Origin of the sequence: Actinoplanes solisilvae, assembly GCF_003999975.1 — a bacterium.
Lineage (GTDB): Bacteria > Actinomycetota > Actinomycetes > Mycobacteriales > Micromonosporaceae > Actinoplanes > Actinoplanes solisilvae.
On record NZ_RJAC01000005.1, the window covers coordinates 34,408 to 60,727 of the forward strand.

General features: G+C 71.6%; 23 protein-coding genes. 11 read left to right on the top strand and 12 right to left on the bottom strand.

What is annotated here, in order from left to right; translation table 11 throughout:
• Positions 1–60: 60 nt before the first annotated feature.
• A complete protein-coding gene (sucB, locus tag EER30_RS15830; RefSeq protein ID WP_127501220.1) occupies positions 61–1,887 on the bottom strand; it encodes a 2-oxoglutarate dehydrogenase, E2 component, dihydrolipoamide succinyltransferase in 1,827 nt (608 codons plus the stop codon).
• 33 nt (positions 1,888–1,920) lie between these two features.
• Complete coding sequence (gene lpdA, locus EER30_RS15835) at positions 1,921–3,309, bottom strand: dihydrolipoyl dehydrogenase (RefSeq protein WP_127501221.1); 1,389 nt, start codon at positions 3,307–3,309, stop codon at positions 1,921–1,923.
• A gap of 164 nt (positions 3,310–3,473) precedes the next feature.
• Here lpdA and EER30_RS15840 point away from each other — a divergent pair, with 164 nt between their 5' ends.
• Positions 3,474–3,791, top strand: a complete 318-nt coding sequence (locus EER30_RS15840) for a hypothetical protein (protein WP_127501222.1) — start codon at positions 3,474–3,476, stop codon at positions 3,789–3,791.
• 20 nt (positions 3,792–3,811) lie between these two features.
• Here the strand turns inward: EER30_RS15840 and EER30_RS15845 are convergent, their stop codons facing one another.
• On the bottom strand, positions 3,812–5,347 hold the full coding sequence (locus EER30_RS15845) for a leucyl aminopeptidase (RefSeq protein ID WP_127501223.1): 1,536 nt from the start codon (positions 5,345–5,347) through the stop codon (positions 3,812–3,814).
• A 140-nt stretch (positions 5,348–5,487) separates the two neighbouring features.
• Here EER30_RS15845 and gcvT point away from each other — a divergent pair, with 140 nt between their 5' ends.
• Entirely contained in the window at positions 5,488–6,591 is a 1,104-nt protein-coding gene (gene gcvT, locus EER30_RS15850; protein ID WP_127501224.1) for a glycine cleavage system aminomethyltransferase GcvT, read from the top strand.
• Here gcvT and EER30_RS15855 read toward each other — a convergent pair.
• Together EER30_RS15855 and EER30_RS15860 are read right to left on the bottom strand one after the other, a co-directional pair.
• The gene (locus EER30_RS15855; protein ID WP_127501225.1) at positions 6,588–7,328 is read right to left on the bottom strand and encodes an adenosylcobinamide-GDP ribazoletransferase; all 741 of its coding nucleotides are present in this window, start codon (positions 7,326–7,328) and stop codon (positions 6,588–6,590) included. The two genes, gcvT and EER30_RS15855, sit on opposite strands and share 4 nt — an antisense overlap.
• Complete coding sequence (locus EER30_RS15860; RefSeq protein ID WP_127501226.1) at positions 7,325–9,205, bottom strand: bifunctional adenosylcobinamide kinase/adenosylcobinamide-phosphate guanylyltransferase; 1,881 nt, start codon at positions 9,203–9,205, stop codon at positions 7,325–7,327. Before EER30_RS15860 ends, EER30_RS15855 begins: the two co-directional genes overlap by 4 nt.
• A 77-nt stretch (positions 9,206–9,282) precedes the next feature.
• Here EER30_RS15860 and EER30_RS15865 point away from each other — a divergent pair, with 77 nt between their 5' ends.
• Positions 9,283–9,480, top strand: coding sequence for a hypothetical protein (locus tag EER30_RS15865; RefSeq protein WP_127501227.1), 198 nt, complete (start codon positions 9,283–9,285; stop codon positions 9,478–9,480).
• Positions 9,481–9,491: 11 nt separating this feature from the next.
• Positions 9,492–10,310, top strand: coding sequence for a site-2 protease family protein (locus tag EER30_RS15870; RefSeq protein WP_127501550.1), 819 nt, complete (start codon positions 9,492–9,494; stop codon positions 10,308–10,310).
• Positions 10,311–10,446: 136 nt separating this feature from the next.
• Here EER30_RS15870 and EER30_RS15875 read toward each other — a convergent pair whose 3' ends face one another.
• The 3 genes from EER30_RS15875 to EER30_RS15885 form a co-directional block, all read right to left on the bottom strand.
• Positions 10,447–11,445, bottom strand: a complete 999-nt coding sequence (locus tag EER30_RS15875; protein WP_127501228.1) for an aldo/keto reductase family protein — start codon at positions 11,443–11,445, stop codon at positions 10,447–10,449.
• A gap of 68 nt (positions 11,446–11,513) precedes the next feature.
• Positions 11,514–16,178: a WG repeat-containing protein gene (locus tag EER30_RS15880; protein ID WP_127501229.1), complete on the bottom strand. Its 4,665-nt coding sequence runs from the start codon at positions 16,176–16,178 to the stop codon at positions 11,514–11,516.
• A gap of 243 nt (positions 16,179–16,421) precedes the next feature.
• Entirely contained in the window at positions 16,422–16,976 is a 555-nt protein-coding gene (locus EER30_RS15885) for a helix-turn-helix domain-containing protein (protein ID WP_127501230.1), read from the bottom strand.
• A 66-nt stretch (positions 16,977–17,042) separates the two neighbouring features.
• Here EER30_RS15885 and EER30_RS15890 point away from each other — a divergent pair, with 66 nt between their 5' ends.
• Entirely contained in the window at positions 17,043–17,726 is a 684-nt protein-coding gene (locus EER30_RS15890; protein ID WP_127501231.1) for an AzlC family ABC transporter permease, read from the top strand.
• Positions 17,726–18,034 carry an AzlD domain-containing protein gene (locus EER30_RS15895; RefSeq protein ID WP_127501232.1) on the top strand — a complete coding sequence of 103 codons (309 nt, stop codon included), beginning with the start codon at positions 17,726–17,728 and terminating at the stop codon, positions 18,032–18,034. The genes EER30_RS15890 and EER30_RS15895 overlap by 1 nt, the downstream gene beginning before the upstream one ends.
• A gap of 3 nt (positions 18,035–18,037) precedes the next feature.
• Here the strand turns inward: EER30_RS15895 and EER30_RS15900 are convergent, their stop codons facing one another.
• Complete coding sequence (locus tag EER30_RS15900) at positions 18,038–18,823, bottom strand: class I SAM-dependent methyltransferase (protein ID WP_127501233.1); 786 nt, start codon at positions 18,821–18,823, stop codon at positions 18,038–18,040.
• A gap of 47 nt (positions 18,824–18,870) precedes the next feature.
• On the opposite strand from EER30_RS15900, the gene EER30_RS15905 reads away from it, so the two are divergent.
• Entirely contained in the window at positions 18,871–19,428 is a 558-nt protein-coding gene (locus tag EER30_RS15905; RefSeq protein WP_127501234.1) for a helix-turn-helix domain-containing protein, read from the top strand.
• Between the two features lie 4 nt (positions 19,429–19,432).
• On the opposite strand, the gene EER30_RS15910 is transcribed toward EER30_RS15905, so the two are convergent.
• The 3 genes from EER30_RS15910 to nadA all read right to left on the bottom strand — a co-directional run bounded on the left by EER30_RS15910 (position 19,433) and on the right by nadA (position 22,987).
• Positions 19,433–20,056 (bottom strand): DUF3043 domain-containing protein, encoded by a 624-nt coding sequence (locus tag EER30_RS15910; RefSeq protein ID WP_127501235.1) that lies wholly within the window; start codon positions 20,054–20,056, stop codon positions 19,433–19,435.
• 102 nt (positions 20,057–20,158) lie between these two features.
• A complete protein-coding gene (gene murA, locus EER30_RS15915) occupies positions 20,159–21,517 on the bottom strand; it encodes a UDP-N-acetylglucosamine 1-carboxyvinyltransferase (protein ID WP_127501236.1) in 1,359 nt (452 codons plus the stop codon).
• Positions 21,518–21,766: 249 nt separating this feature from the next.
• Complete coding sequence (nadA, locus tag EER30_RS15920; protein WP_127501237.1) at positions 21,767–22,987, bottom strand: quinolinate synthase NadA; 1,221 nt, start codon at positions 22,985–22,987, stop codon at positions 21,767–21,769.
• Positions 22,988–23,048: 61 nt separating this feature from the next.
• On the opposite strand from nadA, the gene EER30_RS15925 reads away from it, so the two are divergent.
• The 4 genes from EER30_RS15925 (at position 23,049) to EER30_RS15940 (ending at position 26,310) form a co-directional block, all read left to right on the top strand.
• Positions 23,049–24,158: a glycerate kinase family protein gene (locus EER30_RS15925; RefSeq protein WP_127501238.1), complete on the top strand. Its 1,110-nt coding sequence runs from the start codon at positions 23,049–23,051 to the stop codon at positions 24,156–24,158.
• Between the two features lie 129 nt (positions 24,159–24,287).
• Positions 24,288–24,656: an iron-sulfur cluster insertion protein ErpA gene (gene erpA / locus EER30_RS15930; RefSeq protein WP_127501239.1), complete on the top strand. Its 369-nt coding sequence runs from the start codon at positions 24,288–24,290 to the stop codon at positions 24,654–24,656.
• Between the two features lie 121 nt (positions 24,657–24,777).
• A complete protein-coding gene (locus EER30_RS15935; RefSeq protein WP_127501240.1) occupies positions 24,778–25,755 on the top strand; it encodes a carbohydrate kinase family protein in 978 nt (325 codons plus the stop codon).
• A gap of 54 nt (positions 25,756–25,809) precedes the next feature.
• A complete protein-coding gene (locus tag EER30_RS15940) occupies positions 25,810–26,310 on the top strand; it encodes a P-loop nucleotide/nucleoside kinase family protein (RefSeq protein ID WP_127501241.1) in 501 nt (166 codons plus the stop codon).
• Positions 26,311–26,320 lie beyond the last annotated feature (10 nt).

The following is a 26,320-nucleotide window of genomic DNA, read 5'->3' on the forward strand; positions in this document are numbered from 1 at the left end:
ACCCGTTCAAAACGAAAGGAGCGCCCGGGCGAACCCGGACGCTCCCTCGCGTCAGAAAAATCAGGCCAGGCCGAGGTCGCCCTCGAAGTGGCCGCCCTCGAGGCGGTCCTTCAACGTGACCAGGAAGCGGGCGGCGTCGGCGCCGTCCACGATCCGGTGGTCGTAGCTGAGGGAAAGGTAGATCATCGACCGCGGCACGATGATCTCGCCCAGCTCGGGGTCGTCGATAACGACCGCGCGCTTGACGACCGAGCCGGTGCCGAGGATGCCGACCTGCGGCTGGTTGATGATCGGCGTGTCGAAGAGCGCGCCCCGGCTGCCCGTGTTGGTCAGCGTGAACGTGCCGCCCGACAGCTCGTCCGGGCCGATCTTGTTGCTGCGGGTGCGCTCGGCGACGTCGGCGATCCGCTTGGCCAGGCCGGCCAGGTTGAGGTCGCCGGCGTCCTTGATCACCGGAACGATCAGGCCCTTCGGCGTGTCGACCGCGACGGCCAGGTGCTCGGCGTCGTGGTAGGTCACCGTGCCGGCTTCGACGTCGACCGACGAGTTGACCACCGGGTGCTGGCGCAGCGCCTCGACCGCGGCCAGGGCGAAGAACGGCAGGAAGCTGAGCTTGACGCCGTTCTTGGCCAGGAAGTCGGCCTTCGCCTTGTTCCGCAGCTGGGCGATGCGGGTGACGTCGACCTCGACGACCGTGGTGAGCTGCGCCGAGACCTGCAGCGACTCGACCATGCGACGGGCGATCGTCGCGCGGGTGCGGGTCAGCTTCTCGGTGCGGCCACGCAGCGGGCTCGGCGCCGGCTTGGCGGCCGGGGCGGCCTTGGCGGCCGCGGGAGCCGCCTGCTGCGCCGGGGCGGGCGCGGCCTGGGCGGCGGCGGCCTTCTCGGCGGCGTCGATGACGTCCTGCTTGCGGATGCGACCGCCGACGCCGGTGCCGGTCAGCGCCGACAGGTCGACGCCCTTCTCGGCGGCCAGCTTGCGCACCAGCGGGGTGACGTAACCGGCGTCGCCGGCGCCGTTCGCACTGGCCGTCTCGACGCGCGGCTTCGACGGCGAGGCGGGCTCGGCGGCGGCCTCGGCCGCGACCGGGTCCTTGGCGATCTCGGCCTCGGGGGCCGGGTCGGCGTAGGACTCGCCCGCCGGGGAGAACTGCGGGGCCGGCGCCGAATCGATCTTCGGCTCGGGCGCGGTTTCCTGCTTCGGGGCCGGCGCCTGCTGGGGAGCGGGGGCCGGGGCGGCTGCGGGAGCCGGGGCCGCGCCCGCGACACCCACGATGGCCAGGTCGGCGCCGACGTCGGCGGTCTCGTCCTCCTGCACCTTGATCTCGAGCAGGGTGCCCGCGACCGGTGACGGGATCTCGGTGTCGACCTTGTCGGTGGAGACCTCGAGCAGCGGCTCGTCGACCTCGACCGGGTCACCGACGGCCTTGAGCCAGCGGGTGACGGTGCCCTCGGTGACGCTTTCACCGAGCGCCGGCATCTTCACCGCGGTGCCCTCGGCCGAGCCCGACGGGGCCGCCGTCTGCGGGGCGGGGGCTTCCTCTTCGACCGGCTTCTCGGTCGACGGGGTGGTGGCGGCGGGCTCGGGCTCGGGCTCGGGGGCCGGGGCCGCGGCGGCCGGGGCGGGGGCCGACGAACCGGCGTCCTCGCCGTCGCCCGCGATGACGGCGAGCTCGCTGCCGACGTCGGCGGTCTCGTCCTCACCGACGACGATCCGGGTGAGCACACCCGCGGCCGGCGACGGGATCTCGGTGTCGACCTTGTCGGTGGAGACCTCGAGCAGTGGCTCGTCAGCCTCGACCCGCTCGCCCTCCTGCTTCAGCCAGCGAGTGACGGTGCCCTCGGTGACGCTTTCACCCAGCCGCGGCATGGTGACCGATACCGGCATGTCTCAGAACTCCTTAACCGCTTGTAACGGGGATCAGCTGTGTGCGTGCAGGGGCTTGCCGGAAAGGGCCAGGAACGCCTCGCCGAGCGCCTCGTTCTGCGTCGGGTGGGCGTGGACGAGCTGGGCGACCTCTTCCGGGAAAGCTTCCCAGTTGTAGATCAGCTGAGCCTCGCCGACCAGCTCGCCCATGCGCGCGCCGACCATGTGGACGCCCAGCACCGGGCCGTCGTTGAGCCGGACGAGCTTGACGAAGCCGGCGGTCTTGAGGATCTGGCTCTTGCCGTTGCCGCCGAGGTTGTAGTTGTAGGTCGAGACCTTGTCGGCGCCGTACTGCTCCTTGGCCTTGGTCTCGGTCAGGCCGACCGAGGCGACCTCGGGGTCGGAGTAGGTGACGCGCGGGATGCCCGCCTCGTCGATCGGGGCCGGCTTCAGGCCCGCGATCTCTTCGGCGACGAAGATGCCCTGCTGGAAGCCGCGGTGCGCGAGCTGCAGGCCGGGCACGATGTCGCCGACGGCGTAGATGTTGCCGACGCCGGTGTGCAGGCGCTCGTTGGTGATGACGAAGCCCCGGTCGAGGGTGACGCCCTGCTCCTCGTAGCCGAGGTTGGCGGTCGTCGGGCCGCGGCCGACCGCGACCAGCAACACCTCGGCCTCGACGGTCTCGCCGCCGGCGATCGTGGCCCGCACGCCGTTCTCGGTGTGCTCGACCTTCTCGAACGGCTTGCCGACCTTGAAGTTGATCTTGCGCTTGCGGAAGGCGCGCTCGACCGTCTTCGAGATCTCCTCGTCCTCGGCTGCGACCAGGCGGGGGAGGGCCTCGATGATGGTGACGTCGGCGCCGAACGACTTCCACACGCTGGCGAACTCGACGCCGATGACGCCGCCGCCCAGCACGATCGCGGAGGAGGGCACGCGGTCGAGCTTGAGAGCGTGCTCGCTGGCGATGACCCGCTTGCCGTCGATCTCGAGGCCGGGGATCGTGCGCGAGTAGGAGCCGGTCGCCAGGATGACGTTGCGGCCGGTGTAGCGCTGGCCGTCGACCTCGACGGTGTCCTTGGCGACGAGCTTGCCCGCGCCCTGCACCAGCGTGATCTTTTCCTGCTTCAGCAGGCCCTGCAGGCCCTTGTAGAGGCGCGCGACCACGCCGTCCTTGTAGGCGTTGACACCGGCCATGTCGATGCCCACCAGGTCGGCCTTGACACCGAACTGCTCGCTCTCGCGGGTCTGGTCGGCGATCTCGGCGGCGTGCAGCAGCGCCTTGGTGGGGATGCAGCCGCGGTGCAGGCAGGTGCCTCCCAGCTCGGCCTTGTCGATCAGCGCGACGGAGAGGTTGAGCTCGGCCGCACGCAGGGCGGCCGCGTAGCCGCCGCTGCCGGCGCCGAGAATGACGATGTCGAAAGTTCCGCCGTTCGGCTGGCTCACGTTGACTCCAGTGTTCGCGTCGTTGCCTTGTGGGTCACACAATGGAAACGGTCACAGTCTGTCCATGCCATCTTGTCACTTGTGGAACCGATCGATGCAGTCAGGTTCCCCACGGGCGAGCCCGCACGACGTACTCTTGCCGCAAATGAGCGTGAGGAGCGGGCGTGGCTTGGTTTCGGCGCCGCCGGGAGCCGCAACGTGCGGCCGGCCGGCAGGTGGACCGTGCCGATCTTGAGTATCTCGCGGAGTTCGTGCGTACGCGGCGCGGGGTCGAGGCATTCATCGAGCCGCGCACGAACGTGACCGAGACCACGGTGCTGCTGGTCGCGCACGACGGCGAGTGGACGCGCCGGCGCACCGAGACTCCCGAGATCGCCCGGCGGTGGGCCCATCAGCTCAGCGTCCCCATCTACGACGTACGCCTCATGGGTTACCCGCAGCGCATGCGTGACTACAACGAGCGCCGGAAGCGCCGCGGCTAGCACGGCGCTCCCGGAACTCATCAGCTCAGCTGGTCGATCGCGGCCAGGAGCGTACGGATCGGAACGCCCGTGCCGCCCTTGGTCCAGTAACCGGTCGGCTCACCCGTGTGGTAGCTCGGGCCCGCGATGTCGATGTGGGCCCATTCGACACCCTCGGTGACGAACTCGCGCAGGAAGACGCCGCCCTGCAGCATGTGCCCGGCGCGGTCGAGGTTCGAGTTCGTCTGCGAGATGTCGGCGATGTCCGACTCCATGCCCTTGCGGACCTCGTCGGGCAGCGGCATCGGCCAGGCCGGCTCGCCGACCGACGCGCCCGCCGAGCGGATCAGTTCGACCGCCTCGTCCGAACCCATCAGGCCGGCGATGCGCTTGCCCAGCGCGGTGACCTGGCCACCGGTCAGCGTCGAGGTCTCGAGCACGTAGTCGGTGCCGTCGGCGCAGGCCCGCGCGATCGCGTCGGCCAGCACCATGCGCCCCTCGGCGTCGGTGTTGTAGACCTCGACCCGCTTGCCGTTGAACATCGTGATGACGTCACCGGGCCGGTAGGCCGAGCCGGACGGCATGTTCTCGGCCATCGCCAGGTAGGCGCTGACCGCGACCGGCGGCTTGAGGGCGGCGACGGCCAGTATGGTCGCGCCGACCGCAGCCGCGCCGGCCATGTCCGACTTCATCTCCCACATGCCGGCGGCCGGCTTGATGCTGATGCCGCCGGTGTCGAAGGTGATGCCCTTGCCGACCAGCGCCACCCTCTTGGGCGACTCGACGCCCTCGGGCACGTAGGTCAGCTTCACCAGCCGCGGCGGTGCCTCGGAGCCCTGGCCCACGGCCACGATGCCGCCGTAACCGCCGGCCTTGAGCTCGTCGAAGTCGAGCACCTCGACCTGTAGGCCGGTGCCCTTGGCCGCGGCCACCACCGCGTCGGCGAACTGCGGCGGGCGCAGCACGTTGGGCGGGGTGTTGACCCAGTCGCGGGTCAGGCGCACCGCGTGGGCGACGGCGGCGGCCCGGGTCACCTCGGCCGCGGCGGCCGCGTCGGTGGCGTCCGGCACGTGCACCTGCAGCGCGGCGACCGGGTCACGACGGTTCGGCTGGGGCTTGGTCTTGTAGCCGGCGAACTTGTAACCGCCGAGCAGCGCGCCCTCGAGGATCGCGCGCAGCACGCCGGGCGCGTCTTCGTCGTCGGGCAGGGGCAGGGCCAGCGCGACCGTACCGCTGCCGGCCAGCGCGCGCACCGCGGCGCCCGCGCCCCGGCGCAGGGTCTCGAGGTCGGGTGCCGAGCCGGTCGGCTCGTCACCGAGGCCGACCGCGACCACCAGCGGGGCCGAGATCGTGCCGAGGGTGGCCAGCTTGGTCACCTCGCCCGGCGCGCCGCTCGCGCCGAGCAGCGCCAGCGTGGGGGTCAGCCGGCCGTCGAACGCGGCGGCGATGCTCTCGGCCCCGGCGGCCGGCAGCAGGGCGCCACCATCGTCGGGCTGGCTGTGCAGGCCGATGACGATGGCGTCGACGGCTAATTCGGCCGGGTCGGTGTCGACCAGGCTGAGGCTGGGCTGGGTCACTCGAGCTCTCCGCGGGACTTCGGGGCCGGGCGCCTCATGGGAGCTCCGGCTGGTTCGGTGGGTCCCCGGCCGACGAGCGCCGGGGGAGGGGTGTCCCCGCGACTCTAACCAAGGTCAAGGTCACGGGTAAGTTCACTCTCATGTCTGCCGACGCCCCCGACGCCCTTTTCCGTTCCCCGCTGCACGAGCGCCACATCGCGCTGGGTGCGAAGTTCGCCGCTTTCGGCGGCTGGGAGATGCCCCTGGAGTACGCGGGTGGCGGCGTCCTGAAGGAGCACACGGCGGTTCGCGAGGCGTCCGGCGTGTTCGACGTGTCGCACCTGGGCAAGGCCCGGGTCACGGGTCCCGGTGCCGCGGCCTTCGTCAACGCCTGCCTCACCAACGACCTGGGCCGCATCGCGCCCGGCAAGGCCCAGTACACGCTCTGCTGCGCCGAGGACGGCGGCGTGGTCGACGACCTCATCGCCTACCTGATCTCCGACGACGAGGTCTTCCTCATCCCGAACGCGGCGAACACCGCCGAGGTCGTACGCCTCCTGGCCGCCGCCGCGCCCGAGGGCGTGACCGTGACCGACGAGCACCACGACTGGGCCGTCCTCGCCGTGCAGGGCCCGCAGTCGGCCGAGGTGCTGGCCAAGCTGGGCCTGCCCACCGAGCACGACTACATGTCGTTCGAGGTCGCCCGTTTCGGCGGCGGCGAGCTGATCGACTGCCGCACCGGCTACACCGGCGAGCACGGCTACGAGCTGGTCGTCCCGTGGGACGCCGCGGCCGCCGTGTGGGACGCGCTGATCGAGGCCGGGGTCCGCCCCTGCGGCCTGGGCGCCCGCGACACCCTGCGCACCGAGATGGGCTACCCGCTGCACGGGCAGGACCTCTCGCTCGAGATCACCCCGGTACAGGCGCGCTCGGGCTGGGCCGTCGGCTGGAGCAAGCCCGCCTTCTGGGGCCGCGACGCGCTCACCGCCGAGAAGGCCGCCGGTCCGCGCCGCACCCTGCGCGGGCTCGAGCTGACCGGCCGGGGCATTCCCCGGGGCCACATGCACGTGTACGCCGGTGACGAGCTGATCGGCGAGACCACGAGCGGGACGTTCTCGCCCACCAAGAAGGTCGGCATCGCGCTGGCCCTGCTCGACACGGCGGCCGGCCTGACCGAGGGCGACCTGGTGCAGATCGACATCCGCGGCAAGCGCACCGAGGCCCGCGTGGTCAAGCCGCCGTTCGTGCAGCCGTCCGTCCGTTAGCTCAGGGAGAGGCCGATCAGCGCGACCGTGGTGGCCACTTCCACGGTCGCGCCGAGCACGTCGCCGGTGATGCCTCCGAAACGGCGTACGCAATGACGAACCAGCAGGAGCACCGCCGTGAGCGCGACGACGACGGCGACCGGGCCCTGCCACGGACGGTCCGGGGTCGCCGCAGCCCCGGCCGCGGTGACGAGCGCCGCCCCGAGCAAAGCCACCGGTAGCGGCACCGAGCCCGCGACCAGCGCGCCCAGGCCTTCAGGGCGGGCAGCGGGAACGCCGCGGCGGCAGGCGAGCGGCACGGCCACGCGGCCCGCCGCGAAGGCGACCACAACCGCGATGAGTGACAGGGTGGTCAGCGCCGACGCCTGGAGCAGCAGTGTGAGCGCGATCGCCGCGACCCCGAACGGCCCGATGTCTGACTTTTTCATGATTTCCAAGGCGGCCGCGCCCCGGCGGTAGGAGCCGAGCGCGTCGACCGTGTCGGCCAGCCCGTCCAGATGCAGGCCGCGGGTCAGCAGGGCCGCGGCGGCGACAGTCACGCCGCCGGCGACCAGCGACGGGGCGGGCGCCTCGCGCAGCAGCCACAGAAGTGCGGCCAGGATCACGCCGAGCAGGGCGCCCACGGCCGGCGCCACACTCATCGCCACCGCGGCGGCCGGCCGGTCGACCCGCCCGCCACGGACCGGCAGGACCGTCAGCGTGGTGATCGACAGCCGGACCCCCGCGCCGAAACTCACTCCGGGGTGGTGGACGCCGGGCCCGGCCCGTCCGGCACCGGCTCGGCGAAGTCGACGTCCTCGTCGTCGTTCGGCACGATCAGGTCGGTCAGGCCCGCGTCACCGTGCTCGGACAGCATCGCCGGATGCACCCCGACCGCCGAGGCCAGCCCGATCGCGGTGCGCAGCAGCGGCAGGGCGGCCAGCGCGTTCGAGCCCTCACCGAGACCCAGACCGAGCTCCAGTACGGGGTTGAGCCCGAGCACGTCGCCACCCTGGCGTACCAGCTCGAGGTCGCCCGCGTCGACCAGCAGCGACCAGTGCCGGGTCTGACTGGCCAGGTCGCGGGCGATCAGGCCGGCCGCGATGCCGACCGGCCCGTCGACCACGACCGGCAGCCGGCGGGCCGCCGCGCCGAGCAGCGCGCCGGTGGCCACGGCCAGGTCGGGGCCGCCGAGCTCACGCAGGATGTCCTTGGCGCCACGCGGCTCCTGACGGATGCGGTGCAGCGCGTCACGCACGACGCCCATGCGCGTCATCCACGACTCGTCGTCGTAGACGCCGCCGGGCAGCAGCACCCGGGGAAGAATGGCGACGGCCTCGGCGCCCGTGGTGGCGGCCGAGATGGCGGTGGCGGCCGCGTCGGTCCCCACGCCGATCGAGGCGATCACGAGCAGGTCCTTGCCGGCCGTGGCGGCGGCGTCGGCCAGCAGCCAGCCCTGCTGCAAGCCGCGTTCGACCTCGTCGTCGGTGGTGGCCGGGCCGTCCTCGATCGCGGCGGCCGGCGCGGTGCGCAGAACGGCGATGTCGGCCCCGGCCGAACCGGCGAGGCGGCTCAGCACACCCTCGCCGTTCTCGACCTGGGCGACGCGGCGTTCCACGTCCTCCGGGTCGTCGCCGGCTTCGGCGCCACCGGCGTGCCGGCCGGAGAGCAGCAGCACGCGCACGGCCGACCAGGGCTGCGGGGTGACCGTGCCCTGCGTGGCGGCGGCGAACTCGACCGCTTCGGAGAGCCGGCCCAGCCCCGTACCGGCGAAATCGACGGTCGTCAGCCGCTCACGCGCGTCAGGACCGGCGTCGCCGTCGGGCAGCGGCAGATCCATGCCCGGCTCGAAGACCACTCCGGCCGCCCCGACCGGCAGCACGATCGTCGCGTCGTCGCGCTCCTCGGCGGCCGCGGCAACGTCGGCGACCTCAGCGACCTCAGCGACCGTGGCAACCTCGGTTGCCGCGACCGGGCTGACCAGACTGGGTGCCGGAATCGGCACGGTCCGATCAGCGGCCTCGACTGCCGAGTTCTTGCTCTCGTCCCTCTTGTCCGACAGATCTGGAATGTCGCCCGAAAGGGTGCCGGTGCCGGTCTTCAGCCACACCGGGCGGCCGGCCACGACCAGCGCGACCCGGTCGCAGACCTCGGCGAGGGCCTGGTTGGTCGACCCCAGCGCGTCGGTGAACGCGCGCCCGACCGGCGTGGTCGGCACGAGGGCCAGACCCACCTCGGGGCTCACGAACACCACGCGGGCCGCCGTAGCGCCCACCGCCGTGGCCAGCGCCACCACGTCGGCCTCGTCGTCGTTGGGCTGCCGGGCCGGGTCGAGCAGCCCGGCCACCCAGCCGCCCAGGTCGTCGACGAGCAGCGTGTCGTCGGGCTTCGCCTCGGCCAGCAGCTCGGTGAGCCGGGCCGGGTCGGCGCCCGTCTCCTCGGTCGACCACGACTGCGGGCGCCGCCGCTGATGTTCCTCGATGCGCGCCAGCCACTCGGGATCGTCTTCACCGCCGGCCGCGGTTGCCACATAGCGCACCCTGGGCGCGTCGGCCACCAGCGCCTCGGCGAAAGCGGACTTGCCGGACCGGATCCCGCCGAGCACCAGGACCGTGTGCCACCGATCATCGGACATGCCCCGTACCTTAAAGCCGGGCCGCACGGCCCGACGCCGTAGGGTGGAGGCACCGACAGGACGTGAGGGGGCGGCGCATGCCGTGGAGTTGGCGCTACGAGAACGTCGAGGGTCAGACGGTGACCGGTCCAACCGAGACGTTCAGCAGCCAGGCCGACGCCGAGTCGTGGATCGGCCAGGAGTGGCGGACCCTGGCTGAGCAGGGAGTCGCCGGTGTCGTGCTGATCGAGGACGACCGGGTCGACTATCGGATGAGTCTGCTCCCGGCCGAGTGAGCGACAGTCACGTGACGTACGAGCCGGTCTCCACCAGGACCCCCCGCAACGCCTTCATACCGAGCCCGGTCTTCGTGGGCATCGTCGCCATCTTCGCCGTCAGCGGCTGGATGGCCTGGACGGGCTTCGGCAACGTCCGGGTCGACGTGTTCCTCTTCGTCGTCTCGGGCTGGCTGATCTCGCTCTGCCTCCACGAGTACGCGCACGCGGTCATCGGCTACTTCTCCGGCGACCGCAGCGTGGCCGACCGCGGTTATCTGCGGCTCAACCCGCTGAAATACACCAGCCCGCTGCTGTCCATCGTGCTGCCCGTGGTCGTGGTGATCCTGGGCGGCATCGGCCTGCCCGGCGGCGCGGTCTGGGTCGACCACCGCTACATCCGCAGCCGCGTCAAAGACTCGCTGATCAGCGCGGCCGGCCCGCTCACCAACGTGGTGCTGGCACTGCTGTGCGCGGTGCCGTTCCTGATCGGCGCGGCGCCCACGCTCGAGGTTTTCGGCGGCCAGGCGGTCGTCGGCGGCGCGAGCGAGCACCTGGAGTTCTGGGCGGCCCTCGCCACCCTCGGCTTCCTGCAGGTGACCGCGACGCTGCTCAACCTGCTGCCGATCCCGGGTCTCGACGGCGGCGGCATCCTCACGCCGTGGATGAGCCCGGCCTACCAGCGGGCGTGGAACCTCTTCGCCCCGTACGGCTTCATTCTGCTGTTTTTGCTGCTGTGGCAGACGAAGGTCGGCGAATACTTCTACGACGTCGTCTTCTGGATCACCGACCGCCTTGGGCTCTCAGAGCTGCCGAGGCTCGGCCTGGAACTGATGCGCTTCTGGAATTAATCGCCCAGCCACCAGGGCAGTCGCCGTCAATGACTTGAGCCCGGTTTCTGATGCCACGGGGTTTGTGGCATCGGAAACCGGGCTCAAGTCATTGGCCTAAAGGGCGGCTGCCCCCGCGGAGCGAAGCGGAGCCATGTCACGGCCGCCGAGCGGGCGACTGGGTCTTGGCCGGGTCGCGCTCCGCGACCGGGTCGAGGATCGCGTCGATCGCCTTCATCAGGTCGGCGTCGAGCTTGACGCCCGAGGCAGCGGCGTTGTCGCGCACCTGCTCGGGGCGCGAGGCGCCGATGATGGCGGCCGACACGTTCGCGTTCTGCAGCACCCAGGCCACGGCGAGCTGGGCCATCGACAGACCGGCCTGCTCGGCCAGCGGCTTGAGCTGGGCCACCGCCGTCAGCACCTCGTCGTTGAGCAGCCGCGAGATGAAGTTGGCGCCCGACTTCTCGTCGGTGGCGCGCGAGCCCTCCGGGTGCTGCTTGCCCACCTGGTACTTGCCGGTCAGCACACCCTGCGCGATCGGCGAGAACACCACCTGGCCGACGCCCAGCTCGATCGAGGTGGGAACCACCTCGGCCTCGATGACGCGCCACAGAGCCGAGTACTGCGGCTGGTTCGAGACGAACGGGATCTTCAGATCCTGGGCCATCTCCCAACCGGCCCGGATCTCGGACGCGGTCCACTCCGAGACGCCGATGTAGAGCGCCTTGCCCGACCGGACCACGTCGGCGAACGCCTGCATGGTCTCTTCGAGCGGGGTCGAGTAGTCGTAGCGGTGGGCCTGGTAGAGGTCGACGTAGTCGGTCTGCAGGCGGCCCAGGGACGCGTTGATCGACTCCATGATGTGCTTGCGCGACAGGCTGCGGTCGTTCGGGCCCGGACCGGTCGGCCAGAACACCTTGGTGAAGATCTCCAGACCGGCGCGGCGCTCTCCCTTCAGAGCGCGGCCCAGCACCTCCTCGGCGCGGCCGCCGGCATAGGCGTCGGCGGTGTCGAAGGTGGTGATGCCCACGTCGAGGGCGGCCCGCACGCACGCGGCGGCGGCCTCCTCCTCGACCTGGGAGCCATGGGTGATCCAGTTGCCGTACGCGATCTCGCTGATCAGCAGGCCGGAACGGCCGAGATGACGGAACTCCATGCCCCGACACTATTCCGCGAGCGGAACACGGTCAGCGCCGGAGCCCGAATTCAGTGATCAACAACGCTTCACAGTACGGGCCGGGGATCGGTCACGAGTTCGTCGATCCGCTCGAGCACGTCGTTGCGGTCCTGATATTTCAGCTCGACCAGCGGCTCGCCCGCCCGGTTCAGCGCGCCCCACAGCCCGAACTTGTCGGCCACCAGGAACGCCGAGGGGTGGATCAGCAGGGCGGCGTGCGTCGGGGGCACCAGCAGCTTCCCGGCCCGGTCGACCACCCCGTACACCTCGCCCGCGTCGACCACGGCGAGGCCCTCCTCGGTGAAACCGTCCACCGGCTCGCCGCCGAACAACATCGTCGCGAAGGCCCGGTAGTGCGGCTGCACCACGACGCGGCCGTGCTGGTCGACCGCGCCCCAGCCGCCCCGGCGTACCAGCGCCAGCCCGTTGTGGAAGGGCCGCGCGTCCTCGAACCCGCCCGGCACGATGACCCGGTTCTGCTTGTCGACCGCGAACCAGCCGCCCGCGTCGTCGCGCGACACCCAGGCCAGCCCGTCGGCGAACCGGCCCGCCGCGCGATAACCGGCCGACGCGTCGATGAGCAGCTCACCGGTGAGTCCGGCCAGCTCCCAGGCCGGAGCCTCGGGCCGGCGCACCCACGCGACCCCGTCCGCGAACGGCTGCGCCTGGGCGAACGTCGGCGGCATGAGGCCGGGATAGCCGAACAAGCCGGTCGTCTCCTCCCGCAACGGCCGCGACGGCTCCGAACTGCCCAGAATCTCCTCGCGGGTGCGGGGATAGGGGCCCCAGCCCTCGGTCGTACGGCCCCTGATCGTGTCGAGGGCCAGCTCGATGCGCTCGACCAGGTCGGGGTCGGAACCCTTGCGCAGGTCGAGCGCGTGCTCCAGGTGGTTCACGGCCTCGAGGTAGCGGCCCTGCTCGAACGCCGACCGGCCGGCCAGCTCGTTGATCTCGGCCCGCAACCGGGAGGGCAGTTCGGGCGAGTCGGCCTCCGCGTAGATCTTGTCGGCCTCGGCGTACTCGGCGCGCCAATGCAGCACGTGAGCCAGCCGGGCGCGGACGGTGGCCGTACGGACCAGATCTTGGGCCTTCTCGGCGTGGACGAGCGCTTCCCGGGCGTCTTCGAGGGCCGGGTCGAGGTCGCCCAGCAGGCGTGACGCCACGGCGCGCAGGCTCAGCAGGCGCGCGCGGTCGGTGTCACGCTCGGCGTACTCGAGCTTGTCGGTGAGCCGGTCGATGACCACCCACATCGGTTCCTCGTCCTCGATCTGCTCACGCAGCGTCCGCGGGTCGAAGGCGACCGGATAGGCGGCGAGGATCTGCTCGGGGTCACGCCGGCTGCGCGCGTCGGCCCGCTGCTCGCGCCGCTGGCGGATCGGTTCAGTTCTTATCTCGTACGCTGGAGGGCTCGGTTCCCGCGTCTCGCCCTCGGTCGCCTCGGTGGCGTGATCGTCGGCTTCCTGGGGGGCTACGGTCTCTGCCGCGCTCGCCGGCTGGGTCTCAGCGGGAGCTTCGTCCTCGATCTCGTCGGCTTGCGCCTGCTCCTGGCCGGGCTCGGCGTCCTCGATCGGCTCGGGCCGGGAGTCGTCCGCGTGGTCTAGCTCTTGGTCGGCAATGTTGTCGATGGGCTCGATGGGTTCCGCGACGGGCTCGATGGGTTCCGCGATCGGCTCGACCGGTTCCGCGATCGGCTTGACCGGCTCCGCGATCGGCTCGACCGGCTCCGCGACGGGTTCGAACGGCTCTTCGACGGGTTCGAGCGGCTCTGTGATGGGCGCGATCGGCTCGGGGTCGGGCTCGGCTGTGATCGCCAGGGCGGGAGTAGGAGCTTCGAGGGCGGCGACCGACTCGCGACGGTCGTCGTCGACGAGTTCGGCGTCCTCGACGATGTCGATGGACGAAACCGCCTGGTAGGCGTGCACCACGACCCGCTCGCCCGCGGCGGTCTCGAACTCGAGCAGCTCGGCCTCGACCGGTTCGACGTCGTCGGCGGCGGCCTCGGCGTGGAACTCCACGGCGGGCCGGTCGTCGTCCCACGGGCCGGTGTCGGCCACGGGGGGACCCGGCTCCTCGATCGCGGGTTCGTCCACGACGGACTGGTCGTCGGAGGGCGCAACACTGACCGGCTCGACCGCTGCCGGCCATGCTGTGACGGGTTCCGGTTCTGCCAGCGGCGTCTCGGCCACGTAGGGCTGGGCGGACACCGGCTCGGCCAGGAAAGGCGGTGCCGAGATCGGCTGCATCGGTTCCGGCTGGTCGACCGGGGCCGCGACCTCGGCCGGCTCGTCCGCGTAGTCCAGCGGCACGGGCTGGGCCGAGACCGGTTCGACCGGCGTCCACTGCTCGTGCGGGACCGGCTGTTCCGCGATCGGCTCGGCCTCGTCGGGCTGCGCGGAGACCGGCTCGACGGGCGTCCACTGCTCGTGCGGGACCGGCTGTTCCGCGATCGGCTCGGCCTCGTCGGGCTGCGCGGAGACCGGCTCGACGGGAGCCGGCGTGCCGGTCGTGACGGCGATCGTCTGGACCGCGAGAGGTTCCTCGTAGTTCGTGTAGGGAAGGTCGTCGTAGTACTGGGCGGGCGCCTCGCCGGTCGGGGCGTGCGCCGTGTCGTCGAGGTCGGCTGTGGATTTCTCGGGCCGGTTGAGAACGACGATGGGCTGGGCACCGGAGGGGGCGAACCAGTCCTGCCTCTCGGGTGCGCCGCTGACCGGTCGTGCGTCGTCAGCGAGCGGCTCCAGGGGCGACGCGTTCTCGTCGGCGGCCGGCAGACTCTCGGCGGGCTCGGCGTCGGCCGGCTCGACGTCGACCGGCTCGGTCGCGGCGAGCGGGACGTCCGCCGGCTCGGCGTCGACCGGCTCAGCATCGGCCGGCGCGTCGGTGGGCTGCACGTCGGCGGGCTGGGAGCTGACCGGGGCGGGCGAGATCGGCTCGATGACGGGCTCGACGGAGACCGGGTGCGCCACGGGCGGCTCAGCGGCCGCCTGCGGGGTCGGCGGCGGCAGCGGAGTGACGGCGCCCAGACCACTCTGGGAGAGCAGCCAACCCAGGCCGTGCGGCTCGTCGTTCCCGGCGGCGGGCGACGGGGGCGCGGACGCCGGCACCGCCGAGACGGGCTGCGGGCGCGACTCGACCGCGGCCTCGCTCGGGGCGGGGCGGTCCCAGATCGACCCGCGGCGGGGCGCCTCGGCCGCCTGCGGTTCGACGGTCGGCTGCGCGCTGCTCGCGGCCGTGTGATCCGGCCGGGCCGAAGTCGGCGCCGACGGCGGGGCGGAGGCCTGGTACGCGGCCGACGACTGCCCAGCCGGCGCAGCGGGCTGGGCCGGGTGAGGGGCTTGGGGCGGCTGGGCCTGGGCCGGGTAGGGCGACACAGGCTTCGACGAAACGGGCTGCACGGCCGGGGCCTGGACCCACTGCGGCGAGACAGGTTGTGGCTGCGCCGAAATGGGTTGAGTGGCCGCGGGCTGGGCCCACTGCGGGGACACGGGCTGGGGCTGCTGTGGCTGCGCCGAAACTGGCTGCTGCGTGGCTGCGGGCTGGGCCCACTGCGGGGACACGGGCTGGGGCGGCTGTGGCTGCGCCGAAACTGGCTGCTGCGTGGCTGCGGGCTGGGCCCACTGCGGGGACACGGGCTGGGGCGGCTGTGGCTGCGCCGAAACTGGCTGCGCGGCCGCAGGCTGGGCCCACTGCGGCGACATGGGCTGGGGCGGCTGTGGGGACACAGGCTGCGGCGGTGCGGGCTGCGGCGGAATCGGCGAGGACGTGGGCGCCGGGTAGGCCGGTGCGGGCTGGTCGGGCCGTGCGGGCGTGACCCGGGTCGGCTGCGGGGCCGGCCGGGACTGGGCGGGCGTGCCGCGCTCGGGCGGCGCCGGGCGCAGGTCGAACGGCGCGTCCTCGCGCCCGTCGCGCTGCCCGGGAGCCGGCCGGGCACCTGGCCGTGACGGGAACGCGTCGGCCGGCGCGGGCCGGGCGCTGCCGTAGACACCGGCGGCCGGCGACACGGGCTGTGTCTCGTCGGGCGATTGTCGCCGCCCGTAGTAGGGACCGGAGGCAGCCGGCCGCGCGGCTCCGTAGACACCCGGCGAAGCGGGGGAAACGGGTGTCGCCCGCCCACCCGGCGCTGAGCCCGGCGAGACCGGAGCCGTGCGCCCGGCGGGCGGATAGGGGCCGGGCTGCCCGTGCCCAGGGTTGATCGGAACGGTCGGCCGGTGCTGCGGCGGTCGTTGCCCGCCCTCGCGTGCCTGCCCCTCACGGTGCTGCACGGCGTCGCGATAGGACCCCGCCGGCGGCTCGGCCTGACGTCCGTAGACGGGCGCCGAGCGCCGCTGATCAGGCGTGCTGCGCCCTCGGTGTTCGTCGGGCGTGCCGCGTCCCCACTGCTCGTCGCCGCGCTGCTCGGGCAGCGATCCGCCCGGCCGGTTCCACAGCGGTTCCTCACGCCGTGGCGCGGCTGCCGGATGTCCCTGCTGCTGCGGCGCGGACCGCCCGGGCGAATATCCCCCCTGCGGAGCGCGACCCTCGTCGTGCGACGAGGAGGTGCCCCGCCGCGCGTCATGGCCGGAGGCCTCGTACACCGGGGTGTATTCGGCCTTGCGCCGTCCCGGGTCGCCCGGATAGCGCTGCCCGGGCTGCGGCTCCCACTCCCACGTGATCTCGTAGACCCAGGCCGGCTGGTCGCCCCAGCCGTCGCCGCCCATGGAGCTCCAGCCGTTCATCGGGCACCCAGGGTGAGGCCCGGCGATTGGCGACGCTCCGTCACGGCGAACTTCCACTTCTGGTCGAGAGGGCGGGCCGTCCGGGACCCGGGGAGAGCTTGGCATGGAGGTCAGCGACGGGTGCCCGCCGGACCGCCCATTAACATAGCCGCCGTCCTTGAACCCGGCTATGTGCTCCCGGCCATCGTCGGGTACGCAACCGCTAGGAACCCATGGGCGTACGCCGAAGGTCACCCACGGTGATCAGCGGTGTTCCATCACCAGCACCGCCCACGACGGCTCGAGCGCCTCGTAGTGGTGCGGCACGTCGCCGGGGAAGGTGATGTAGTCGCCCGGCCCCAGTTCGACCGTGTCGCTGTCGGGGCCGGTGAGGATGCGCCCGGCGCCGACCACGATGTGCTCGATGCTGCCCGGGATGTGGGCGGCGGCCTCCCGTGCCGGGCCGGGCTCGAGCTCCATCACGTAGATGTCACGCCGGGTGTGCGGCGACCCGGCGGCGAGCAGGGTGGCCACGAAGTCGGACTCGTCGGCCCGCAGCCGTGGCCCTTCCCCGGCCCGGATGACCCGCACCTGATTCTGCGGCGGTTCGACCAGGCGGCTGAACGGCACGCCCAGGGCCACCCCGAGCGACCACAGTGTCTCGATGCTGGGGTTGCCGGTGCCGGCCTCGAGCTGCGAGAGCGTCGACTTGGCCAGCCCGGCGCGGCGGGCCAGCTCGGTGAGGGAGATGCCGGACCGTTCACGTTCGCGGCGAAGGGCGGCCGCGATGGTGGCGAGCGGGGGCGCCGGCTGCTGCATGTTCGCTCCGTCGATCGATCCGTTCGATTTGACGAACGGTAGTGGCATCGTTCATTATTTCAAACCATGCGTACGATACAGCGAACGCATTCAGCCGACCGCGCGCTCCTGCGCGACGCCGCCGCCATCGCCGCGGCCATGGTGGCGATCGGCGCGTCGTTCGGGGCCATCGCCATCGCGTACGGCCTGCCGACCTGGGTGCCGTTCCTCATGTCGACCGTCGTCTTCGCCGGGGGAGCGCAGTTCCTGGCCGTCGGCTTGATCGCGGCGGGCAACCCGATCGCCGCGGTCTTCGCGGGCCTGCTGCTCAACGCCCGGCACATCCCGTTCGGCCTCGCCGTCGGCACCACGATGGGCACCCGGTGGCGCGACCGCATCGTCGGCAGCCACCTGATGACCGACGAGGTCGTCGCGTTCACGCTGGCCGAGAAGGACCCGGCTCGCCGCCGGCGCACCTACTGGCTGATGGGCGTAACGCTGTTCACCTCGTGGAATCTGGGCACCGCGCTCGGCGTGCTGCTCGGCGGCGCGACCGGCGACCCCGAGACGCTGGGGCTCGACGCCGCCTTCCCGGCCGGTCTGATCGCCCTGATCCTGCCCTCGCTGCGCGACCGGGCCACCCGGGTCGTCGCGCTCCTCGGGTCGGCCATCGCCGTAGCGGCCACACCCGTGCTCCCGGCCGGGCTGCCCGTCCTCTGCGCCCTGGTCGGCCTGCTCACGCTCGTCCGGTTCAAGCGGAGGGAGGCCTGATGCTGGTCGTCGCCATCGTCGTTCTCGGCATCGGCACCTACACGATGCGCCTCGGCGGCGTGCTGCTGCGCGAGCGCCTGGAGCTCTCGGCCGCCCTGCAGCGCCTGCTGCCGATGGCCGCCACCGCCCTGCTGGCTGCCCTCGCCGTCACGGCCACGGTCATGGCCGGCAGCGATTTCGCCGGCATCGCGCGCCCGGCCGGGGTCGCCGTGGGGGCGCTGCTGGCCTGGCGCCGCGCCCCCTTCGTGGTAGTGGTGGTGGCGGCCGCCGCGACAGCCGCCCTGCTACGCCTCGCGGGGGTGCACTGACCGTCAGCGGCGAGCCAGCCAGACCGTACGGTCGGTGCGGACGCTGAGATCGTCGCGACCGGCCAGGCCGTGTGCGACCTGGCCGAGAGCCGCCCGGTCGGCCTCGGAGAGCTGCTCGGCCAGCCCCTCGACCATGCGGTGCAGCGTGACCGCGGCATAGCGCGCGGCGGCGGCCGGCAGCGGCGCCCGCAGGTCGATGGCGAAGTGCCACTCGGTCACCCCGGTGAAGCCCGCCTGCCGGATGCGGTCGCCCCAGTTCTCGTGCATGTGCAGGCCCGCCTCGTGGCGCCGCTTGTCCGCCGCGACGTGCCCGCGGTCCTCCAGGGCCTCGTCGGGCGTGCCGGTCAGGAAGCGCGGGAACGAGTCCAGCTCGGCGATGACCAGCAGCCCGCCCGGCCGCAGCGCGGCGAACGTCGAGGCCAGCGCCCGCGCGGGGTCGGCCATGTGGTGCATCGACGAGGCGGCCCAGACCACATCGACCGGGCCGAAGTCGGGCCACGGCTGGTCGAGGTCGGCCTCGACGGCGTCGACGCGGTCGCCCAGCCCGGCCGCCTCGGCCCGGGAGCGCAGGTGGGCCAGCATCTCGGGGGACACGTCGACCGCGGTGACCCGAGAACCGGGCAGCTCGCGGGCCAGCGCCAGCGCGCCGGTGCCGCTGCCGGCGCCCAGGTCGACGACGCGGGGGTGGGCGACGGCCTCGCGGCCGACCCAGGCGATCAACTCGTGGTGGTAGTCGTGCAGGACCTCGGCGTCCAGGTCGAGCATCTCGATCATGTGGTTGTGAGCCATGCCCCGACGCTAGCCCGGCCTTGCGCTTGAGGCATAGCATCTTGCGTATGAAGCAAGACCACGATCTCGAGGCACTCGTACGGCAGAGGATTCGTGGGCTGCGGGTGGCGCGCGGCTGGTCGCTCGACGAGCTCGCCGCCCGCTCGCTGCTGAGCCCGTCGACGCTGAGCCGCATCGAGACCGGTCACCGCCGCATCGCGCTCGATCAGATGGCCGCGATCGCCCGCGCGCTGGGCAGCACGATCGACCAGCTCGTCGAGTCCGACGCCGACGACGACGTGGTGATCCGCCCGCACAGCCACCCGGAACGGGGCATCACGACCTGGCTGCTGTCACGCGACAGCGGTCAGACCGTCGCCAAGATGCGCATCACCCGCAAGGTGCCCGGCGAGCTGCGGGTGCACCCCGGGCGCGACTGGTTCACGGTGCTCTCCGGCACGGTCGAGCTGCGCCTGGGCGATCGTACGATCCTGGTCGGCCAGAACGAGGCGGCCGAGTTCTCCACGATGGTGCCGCACGCGTTCGGCGCGCACGGGGGCCCGGCCGAGGTGCTGTGCATCCTCGATCACGAGGGTGGACGCAGCCACCTGGGCCCGGAGAGCTGAGCTCTCAGATTTTCTGGCCGAGCTCGACCTTCGGCTTCGGCACCCGCATGCGGCGGAAGGTGAGACCGCGCATCACGCCGTAGATCTGCAGCGAGCCGAGGCGCTGCTCGGTCTTGGGGTAGCGCTCCTTGACCAGGCGCTTGACCTTGCGGGCGATGAGCACGCTGTCGACCACCACGCCGACCGCGAGGACCAGCCAGAGCAGGTTGCTGGCGAGCTGCACGGCCGGGATGCGCACGGTCGAGCCGATCAGCACGATCAGGGCGCCGCCGAAGAACCAGGTGCCCACGGTGCGGCGGCTGTCGACGATGTCGCGCACCAGGCCCCGCTCGGCGCCGCGGTCACGGGCCAGCAGGTAGCGCTCGTCGCCGGCCTTCATGCCCGCGGAGGCCTCGGCGCGTTCCTGCCGCTGACGCTCGCGCATCTGCTTCATGTGCTCGCGGCGGTTGGCCGGGGCGGGCTCGGTGCCGACCTTGCGGCCGGTGTTCGAGCGCTTCGGCGTGGTCACGCCGAGCTCCCGCTTGCTCGGGGTGTAGCCCTTGGGGCGCGGCTCGGCCGACGTCACCTCCTCCTCGAGGACCTCGGGAGTGGCGTCGTCGGTCTTGCTGCGGCGAAAAAGCGAGGGCACCCCAGAAGAGTAGCCAAGCGGCGCGATGTCTATGACACCGCGCCGCTGATAGTGATGAAAAGGAAAGGGTTCCGACGGTTTTACATCGGTTTTCCGCTGCGGCTAGCCCAGCCGCTCGACGTGGGCGCCCAGGGCGGCCAGCTTGCCCTCGAAGTCCTCATAGCCGCGGTTGATCAGGTCGACGCCGTAGACCCGCGAGGTGCCCTCGGCCGCGAGCGCCGCGATCAGGTGGGCGAAACCGGCCCGCAGGTCGGGGATGACCAGGTCGGCCGCGTGCAGCTTGGACGGGCCGGCGATCACCGCGGAGTGCATGAAGTTGCGGCGGCCGAACCGGCACGGCGTGCCACCGAGGCAGTCCCGGTAGACCTGGATGGTGGCGCCCATCTGGTTGAGCGCGTCGGTGTAGCCGAGCCGCTGCTCGTACACGGTCTCGTGCATGATCGACAGCCCGCGGGCCTGGGTCAGCGCGACCACCAGCGGCTGCTGCCAGTCGGTCATGAAGCCCGGGTGCACGTCGGTCTCGAGCGCGACCGCCTGCAGCTCGTGGCCGGGGTGCCAGAACTTGATGCCGCCCTCGGCCGCGGTCACGCCCGGGCGGGCCACCCGCTCGTCGGTGATCTCGCACTCGCCGCCGATCGACCGGAAGACGTTCAGGAACGTCATCATGTCGGCCTGGCGGGCGCCGAGCACCTCGATCTCGCCCTTGGTCGCCAGCGCGGCGGCGGCCCAGCTCGCGGCCTCGATCCGGTCGGGGATCGGGCGGTGCTTGTAGCCGTGCAGCCTCGGCACGCCGTGCACCTCGATGACCCGGTCGGTGTGCACCGTGATGATCGCGCCCATCTTCTGCAGGACGCAGATGAGGTCCATGATCTCGGGCTCGATGGCCGCGTTGCGCAGCTCGGTGACGCCCTCGGCACGGACGGCCGTGAGCAGCACCTGCTCGGTCGCGCCGACGCTCGGGTAGGGCAGTTCGAGCTTGGCGCCCCGCAGGCCGGTGGGCGCGCTCAGGTGCATGCCCTCGGGGGTCTTCTCGACGACCGCGCCGAACTCGCGCAGCGCCTGGATGTGGAAGTCGATCGGGCGCGGGCCGATGTGGCAGCCGCCGAGGTCCGGGATGAACGCGTGCCCGAGACGGTGCAGCAACGGGCCGCAGAGCAGGATCGGGATGCGGCTGGAGCCGGCGTGCACGTTGATCTCGTCGGTGCTGGCGCTCTCGACGTTGGTCGGGTCCATGACGATCTCGCCGTCGTCGGCCCCGTCGCTGACCTTGACGCCGTGCAGCTCGAGCAGGCCGCGGACCACCTCGACGTCGCGGATGCGCGGCACGTCGTACAGATGGCTCGGTGACTCGCCCAGCAGGGCGGCCACCATCGCCTTCGAGACGAGGTTCTTGGCGCCACGGACCCGGATCTGTCCCTGCAACGGCGCTCCGCCGTGCACGACCAGGACATCGTCGGTCAACGTAACCTCCAGCCGGCGGGCGTCAGGGGCGCCCGGATTGAATCGAGGGGCAGCGAGCGGGCGGGGGTACCCGTTCGGCAACCGGGTGAGCATAGCGCTGAGTGACAAGAAGGCCAGCCAGGACGACACCCGAATGTCGTGAAAGGACCAAACTTAAGTCAGATTTGCGATCCGATCCGGGCCGTTGACATGCATCGATGCAGGTGGCGGCCCGGAGTGCGCAGAGCGGATCTTGGCAACTACTTTAAGTTACGGCAGGGCCAGCATCTGGTTGAGAGCGACCCGCGCGTACTTCGCCGTTTCGTCGTCCACGGTGATCACGTTGGGTACGCGGCCGGCCACCAGTTCCTCGAGCGTCCACACCAGGTGCGGCAGGTCGATGCGGTTCATCGTGGAGCAGTAGCAGACCGTCTTGTCGAGGAACATGATCTGCTTGTCGGGGTGGGCCAGCGCCATGCGGCGTACGAGATTCAGCTCTGTTCCGACCGCCCAGGCCGACCCGGCCGGCGCCGCGTCGAGTGCCCGGATGATGTATTCCGTGGAGCCCACGTAGTCGGCGGCCTGCACGACCTCGTGCTTGCACTCGGGGTGGACCAGCACGTTGACCCCGGGGACGCGCTCGCGTACGTCGTTGACGCTGTCGAGCGTGAACCGGCCGTGCACCGAGCAGTGGCCCCGCCACAGGATCATGCGGGCGTCGCGGAGCTGCTCGTCGGTGAGCCCGCCCTTGGGCTTGTGCGGGTCGTAGAGCACGCAGTCGTCGAGGTCGAAGCCCATCTCGAGCACCGCGGTGTTGCGGCCGAGGTGCTGGTCGGGCAGGAAGAACACCTTGCTGCCGTGCTCGAACGACCAGTCGAGGGCGCGCTTGGCGTTCGACGACGTGCAGACGACGCCCTCGTTGCGGCCGACGAAGCCCTTGATGTCGGCTGACGAGTTCATGTAGGTCACCGGGACGATGTCATTCCGACGGTTTTCATTCTGGGGTTTTCCGCCGCGGTCAGGTCCAGTGATGCCGAGGTCTTGGAAGTGCTCCCAGGCGGTCTCGACCTGGCCGAGCACGGCCATGTCGGCCATCGAGCAGCCGGCCGCCAGATCGGGCAGGATCACGCGCTGCTCGGGAGTCGTCAGGATGTCGGCGCTCTCGGCCATGAAGTGCACGCCGCAGAACACGATGAACTCGGCGTCGGGGCGGGCCGCGGCCTGCTGGGCGAGCTTGAACGAGTCGCCGGTGACGTCGGCGAACTGGATGACCTCGTCGCGTTGATAGTGGTGACCGAGCACGAAGACCCGGTCGCCGAGCGCGGCCTTCGCGGCCGTCGCGCGGGCCACCAGGCCGGGGTCGCTGGGCGCGGGCAGGTCACCGGGGCAGTCGACGCCACGCTCGGAGGCAGGATCGCTGCCCCGGCCGAGCAGGAGCAGGGCGGTCGCGGTGTTCGAGGGTTCGGTCCAGGTCGACGTCACGCGAGCCATCGTCGCACAGGGGTGGGACAGGGATCGTCGTCGACAGCAGTGGGCTGCCACACTCGTACGCGTGCGCGTATTGATCTGTCCCGACAAGTTCGCCGGCACGCTGTCGGCCCCCGAGGTCGCCGAGGCGATCGTGGCCGGCTGGTCGAAGCCCGGCGACGACCTGGTGCGGCGGCCGCTCTCCGACGGTGGGCCCGGCTTCATCGAAGTGCTGGCCGGGGCGCTGGGCGGGCGGCGCGTGCCGGTGCCGACCGTCGACCCGCTCGGCCGGCCGGTCGAGGGCGAGATCCTGCTCTCCGGCGCCACGGCGTATGTCGAGAGCGCCCTGGCCTGCGGCCTGCACCTGCTCAGCCCGGACGAGCGGGATCCCAACAGCGCCAGTTCGTACGGTCTGGGGCTGTTGCTCCTGGCGGCGGTCGAAGCCGGCGCGAGCGAGATCGTGATCGGGCTGGGCGGCTCGGCGGTCAACGACGCCGGGGCGGGCATGCTGGCCGCGCTCGGTGCCCCGCCGGTCGACGTGGCTGGTTATGCCCTGCCCTACGGCGGCGCCTACCTGAACGCGGCCGCGGCGCTCGGCGGCGTCCCGCGCCTGCGCGATGTGAGCCTGGTGGCCGCGACAGACGTGGACAACCCGCTGACCGGCCTGCAGGGGGCGAGCAACGTCTTCGGTCCGCAGAAGGGCGCGAGCCGCGAGGACGTCTATCGCCTCGACGCCGCCCTCGAGCAGTTCGCCGACGTACTGGAGAAGGCCTTTGACGTCTCCGACCTGAAGAACACCCCCGGTGGGGGAGCGGCGGGCGGCATCGGGGCGGCCCTGATCGCCCTCGGCGGGCGCGTGGTGTCGGGAATCGGGCTGGTCAGCACGGCGATCGGGCTCGACCGCGAGTTCGACGCGGCCGACCTGGTGATCACGGGAGAGGGATCTTTCGACCACCAGTCGCTGCGCGGCAAGGTCGTCGCCGGCATCGCCGGCGCGGCCCGCGACCGCGGTTTGCCCTGCATCGTCGTCGCCGGTCGTAACGAGACGGGTTACCGAGAGGCGGCTGCGGCTGGTGTGACGGAAACTTATTCCCTCACCGAGCACTTCGGCAGCACCGAAACGGCGATGAAAGAACCTGCTCGCGGGCTACGTGAGCTGGCCTCGCGCATCTCCGAGCAGTGGAGCCGCGTTTAGTCCGGTCCAGGGCAGCGGGCGGGGATGGTTGGACGGCGGTGAAGTAAGCCACCCCGATTGGGAATCATGGGGAATAGGGCTAGCGTTGGCCTGTACGGCATCAGTCCGCACCTGGCAGGGAGATACCTAGTGACCACTGAAGCGCACACCGAGTCGGTCGAGGCCACCGCCCCGTCCGGCGTCATCCTCACCGACGTCGCCGCGGTTAAGGTCAAGGCCCTGATCGAGCAGGAAGGGCGCGACGACCTGCGCCTGCGCATCGCCGTTCAGCCCGGCGGCTGCTCCGGCCTGCGCTACCAGCTCTTCTTCGACGAGCGCTCGCTCGACGGTGACGTCGTCAGCGACTTCGGCGGGGTCGAGGTCGTCGTCGACCGCATGAGCTCGCCCTACCTGGCCGGCGCCACGATCGACTTCGCGGACCGCATCGACGCCCAGGGCTTCACGATCGACAACCCGAACGCGCAGAACTCCTGCGCCTGCGGCGACTCGTTCCACTGATTGCCCTCGCGTAAGACGCAACGCCCAGTAGGCCGTCCCGTTAACGGGACGGCCTACTGCGTTTAACGAGCCGGTAGGCTGCGTACGTAAGCCCCCCGTATCCACAACCCCGAGGGCCCTCATGAAGATCGCCGTCACCGGCTCGATCGCCACCGACCACCTGATGCACTTCCCCGGGAAGTTCGCCGACCAGCTCATCGCCGACCAGTTGCACAAGGTCTCCCTCTCGTTCCTCGTCGACGACCTGGTCGTCCGGCGCGGCGGCGTGGCCAGCAACATCTCGTTCGGCATGGGCAAGCTCGGCCTGGCCCCGGTCCTGGTGGGCGCGGTCGGCGCCGACTTCGCCGACTACCGCTCCTGGCTCGAGCGCCACGGCGTCGACTGCGACTCGGTGCACGTCAGCGAGGTCGCCCACACGGCGCGCTTCGTCTGCACCACCGACGACGACCTCAACCAGATCGCCTCGTTCTACGCGGGCGCGATGTCCGAGGCCCGCAACATCGAGCTCGCCCCGGTCCACGAGCGCGCCGGCGGCCTCGACCTCGTGCTGATCAGCGCGAACGACCCGGCCGCGATGATCCGCCACTCGCAGGAGTGCCGGTCCCGCGGCTACAGGTTCGCCGCCGACCCGTCGCAGCAGCTCGCCCGCATGGACGGCAGCGACGTCCTGACCCTGATCAGCGGGGCCGACTATCTGCTGACCAACGACTACGAGCGCTCGCTCCTCGAGACCAAGGCCGGCCTCACCTCCGACCAGGTCCTCGAGCACGTCAAGATCCGGGTCACCACGCTCGGCAAGGACGGCGTCGAGATCACCGGCCGCGACATCGAGCGCATCCACGTGCCGGTCGCCCGCGACGTGATCGCCGAAGACCCGACCGGGGTCGGCGACGGCTTCCGGGCCGGCTTCTTCTCCGCCGTGTCCTGGGGCCTGGGCCTCGAGCGGGCCGCCCAGGTCGGCTCGCTGGTCGCCGCGCTCGTGCTCGAGTCGGTCGGCCCCCAGGAATACGACGTGCGCGCCGAAGACTTCGCCAAGCGCTTCGCCGACTCGTACGGCGAGGTTGCCGCCGCCGAGATCAAGCCCTTCCTCCCGGCGTAAGTTAAAGAACATGAGCCTGCCCCGCGGCGGAAAACCGAAAGGAACCAAATCGGGATGTTGGCCGTCTTCGCCGGGCTCCCCGGTGTAGGGAAGAGCACGCTCGCCGCGCGGGTCGCGAAAGAACTGCCGGCGTGCGTGCTCGCGGTCGACACCGTCGACTTCGCGCTGCAGCGCTACGAGGTCACCGAGCCAAGACCGGGCTTCGCCGCGTACGGGGCGGTGGCCGCCCTCGCCGAGGTGCAGCTCGACATGGGCCACCACGTGATCATCGACGCGGTGAGCCCGGTGAAGGCGGCCCGCCTGCTGTGGGTCGAGGCCGCCGAACGGGCCGGTGTGCCGCTGAGGGTCGTCGAAGTGGTTGTCGGCGACGACGCTGAGCACCGCCGCCGCGTCGAGAAGCGCTACGAGTCCCGCGATCACGACGGGGTGCCCGACTGGGTCCGCGTCCTGGAACGTCAGGCCGAATACGAGCCCTATCTGGGCCCGCGCCTGGTCGTCGATACGTTCCTGGCCCGCGACCCCGTCGAGGCTGTGGTGGAGTACCTCAGCCTTTAGTCCGGTTCAG